This window comes from Mesorhizobium sp. M1A.F.Ca.IN.020.04.1.1 (assembly GCF_003997315.1).
GTDB lineage: Bacteria > Pseudomonadota > Alphaproteobacteria > Rhizobiales > Rhizobiaceae > Mesorhizobium.
The window spans coordinates 1-2,883 of the sequence record NZ_RZSN01000321.1; the positions used below are offsets into that span (position 1 = coordinate 1).

3 protein-coding genes and 1 pseudogene are annotated in these 2,883 nt (G+C 61.4%); all 4 read right to left on the reverse strand.

All coding sequences use genetic code 11. The annotated features are described in order from the left end of the window. Positions 1-95: 95 nt before the first annotated feature. The gene (locus EOA49_RS32960) at positions 96-926 is read right to left on the reverse strand and encodes a hypothetical protein (protein ID WP_206519890.1); all 831 of its coding nucleotides are present in this window, start codon (positions 924-926) and stop codon (positions 96-98) included. 538 nt (positions 927-1,464) lie between these two features. Then, entirely contained in the window at positions 1,465-1,875 is a 411-nt protein-coding gene (locus EOA49_RS31245) for a TadE/TadG family type IV pilus assembly protein (protein ID WP_127240497.1), read from the reverse strand. Continuing rightward, the gene (locus EOA49_RS31250) at positions 1,865-2,317 is read right to left on the reverse strand and encodes a TadE/TadG family type IV pilus assembly protein (RefSeq protein WP_127240498.1); all 453 of its coding nucleotides are present in this window, start codon (positions 2,315-2,317) and stop codon (positions 1,865-1,867) included. The genes EOA49_RS31245 and EOA49_RS31250 overlap by 11 nt, the downstream gene beginning before the upstream one ends. A gap of 5 nt (positions 2,318-2,322) precedes the next feature. Continuing rightward, positions 2,323-2,883, reverse strand: a pseudogene (locus EOA49_RS31255) (hypothetical protein); the annotation flags it as partial.

Below are 2,883 nucleotides of genomic sequence, written 5' to 3' on the forward strand. Positions count from 1 at the left end.
AGTTCCAATGCATTGCCGTCAAGCCAAACAAAATGCCGCCGGGTCGCCCCGGCGGCATGCATGCATTCCACTGCGGCAGCTTCGCCGCGTGTGCCTTATGGCGTAGACGTCGCCGCGGCCGCCTGGTCGATCTTGTCGGCCAGCACGTCCTTGGCCCAGTCCGTCACCTCCTGATCGACCGGCTTGTTGGCCATGTCCTGCAGGGCGGCGTCAAGCGTGGCGTCATCGGGGGCAGGGTTAGCGGTAACCGCGGCCTGGGCATCCGCCACCGCCTGGGTGTCAGCGGCGATCGCGGCGTTCTGGGCGTCGATCTGCGCCTGAACGTCGGCAACCTGCGCATCGAAAGCCGCCTTTTCCTCGGCCGTCATGTTGGTCGTGTCGGTTGCATTGAGGTCGGCGAGCTGTTGGGTGAGCGTGCCGAGCTGGGCCTGGTCGGCGGCCAGCTTCGCGTTTGCCGCGTCAAGCTTGGCCTGCGCGTTCTGGGCTACGGCGGCCTGGGTCACATAAGCCTGAATGCCCGCGAACTTCTTGCTCTTGGAATTCATGTAGGCATTGATGTTGCGCTGGAGCGAGTTCAGCCGGCCGAGCTTGGCATGGATGTTCTTCTCCTTCGGGGTGGCGGCCGTAGTGGTATCGTCCGTCGTGTCGTCATCGGTTGCATCGTCGACCTGCGACTTGGCGGCCTTTGCCGATGCCGACTTGCCGTGCGAGGCGCCGCTGTTGCTGCTTTGGCCCTTGCCGCCGCCGTTGCCGCCGCCGTTGCCATTACCGCCGCCATTGCCGTTACCGCCGCCATTGCCGTTGCCGCCGCCATGGCTGCCGCCATTGCCGTTGCCACCGCCATTGCCGCCGGCTCCGGCGAGTGCGGGAGCAGCCGCGAGCGCCAGAATGGCAAGCGAAGCCAAAAGTGTTTTCCGGATTGTCATCATGTTTCTCCGCAGGTGAATCGCCACCAATGCCCAACCGCTAGATCGCGTCATATGAGATTTCCCTAACGGCTTGGAGTAACTTTTAAACAAATTCGGTGGCGGCAAGAGAGTATCCCGAGAAGCAGCTCCGGAAATCCTGCTGAACACCTGTTAACTTGCTGAAATTATTGCGTAAATAAATGGGCTAAGGCCAGGTCCGCCCTCTGGAACAATGAAGGCCCACCTCCCGTCGGACCATGGGCCCAACGCTATGCGGCCAGCGTCCGTCGAGGAGTACAAGACGCCTGTTTATAAAGGCGATTTTCGGACGTGCGCGGCATCGTTTCGGGCAACCCGCGGGAGCGGTGATGCCACCAGCGCTTGGGGCGCGCTACCGAGGTGTTCTTATCCCGCTTTGCGGCCAATCCCAGATATATACTTATATATTCTTCCTCGGCATGCCCTGAAGCGTGTCGCAATCTTTCGGCCCACACAGCTTGTTAAGCTTAGCCCTGGCTTTGACCCGAAACGAAGTCCCACTTTGGGGAGACGTGCTTCAGCTGTTGATCAGCGGCACGGTGACAGTGGTCGAGTAATTGATCGGAAAATCGCTGAAATAGGGAAAGTTGATGACGAAGGCATAGCTGGCGCTGACATGCGCCATCTTGAAGCCGCCGCTCGGCGGGTCGGTGGTGATCGTCACCGTCACGTTCTGCAAGCCGAGCGCCTGTAGTTTCTGTGTCGCGATCGCCTGGATCTGAGCCTGGGTCAGCGTCCTGTTGAGTTGCAGGGATCGCGCCGAGGTCTCGAGTGCATAGCGCACGCTGGACTCGTTGTTCATCGACCAGCCGAAGGCGAAGATGCCGAACAGAAGCATGATCAGGAAAGGCACGATCAGCGCGAACTCGATCGCGGCGCCGCCAGAGGCGTTGCTGGCAAACAGCCTGGCTTTTTGCTTAGCGGACACGGACCACCTGTTGATGGTCGAGCGCGCTATTGCCTGGGAAGACGCCGAAGGTGAAAGGCGGAGTCCAGGTGCCCGACGCCTGTATGTAGATGTAGATCGATGGAATGCTCGATCCGGCGCACGGAGTGGAGCTTGACGCGACCTCCGTTGCCCCGCACATATATTTGCGGCTCACGATTACCGCCGCATCGTCGGGCTTCTTTTCCCAGCTCGCGAGCGCAATGCTCTGGATGGTCTGGGTAGCGCTCTCGTCGGTGGCGCCGGCCAGCACAAGATTGGCTGCCGTCTTCACGCCGGCCCGCATCGCGAGCGAGTTGGTGACGTAGGACCAACCGTCGGCAACGCCGAAGAGAACGGCAACCAGCACCGGCAGCACAAGCGCGAACTCCACCGCTGCCGCGCCGCACCGGTTTTTGTGGAAGCGGATCGCCAGCGGCACCATGATTGCTACTCGACGAGCCGCACGGATGGGGCGGCCGGGATGCCCCCCATGCCGTAGGCCGTGCAGTCCTGGTTGATGGTCGAATTTCCGGACCATTGAACTGTGTCGGCCACGACCTGGGTGCAGCCGTTCTGGCCCGAGAAATTGCCGAGATAGTTGACCTGCTGCCTTGGGAAGTAGATGGCGCCGGTCAGAAGCGAGTTCGCTGTACCGTTGAAGGTGCTCTGCGCCGCGGTGCCCGTCCTGTCGCCGTAGAACAGCACGCCGGAATAAGGGCCAGAGGTTTGCGCGCTCAGCGTCACCGTGGCGTTGCCGTTCATACTGACGGTGCTGCTGCCGGCCATATAGATGGTCACGCCGTTGCCCTGGATGATGGCGTTGGCGTTTATCTTGAGATTGCCCTGGAGGACATACACGCCGGGAGAAAGCGTTACGTTGCCGCTGAGGCTCAGGTTGTTGCAGTAAGTCCCGGGACTCAGCACCGTCTTGTTGCCGTTCTGGCATTGGTTGCTGACGGCGGGTGCCGGCAGGTTGGCAAAGGGGTCGGATGCCGGCAGGGCCTGGGT

Excerpts from the sequence above, each read along its gene's own strand:
- EOA49_RS32960 (WP_206519890.1), bottom strand. The coding sequence starts at position 926 with ATGACAATCCGGAAAACACTTTTGGCTTCGCTTGCCATTCTGGCGCTC.
- EOA49_RS31250 (WP_127240498.1), bottom strand. The coding sequence starts at position 2,317 with ATGGTGCCGCTGGCGATCCGCTTCCACAAAAACCGGTGCGGCGCGGCA.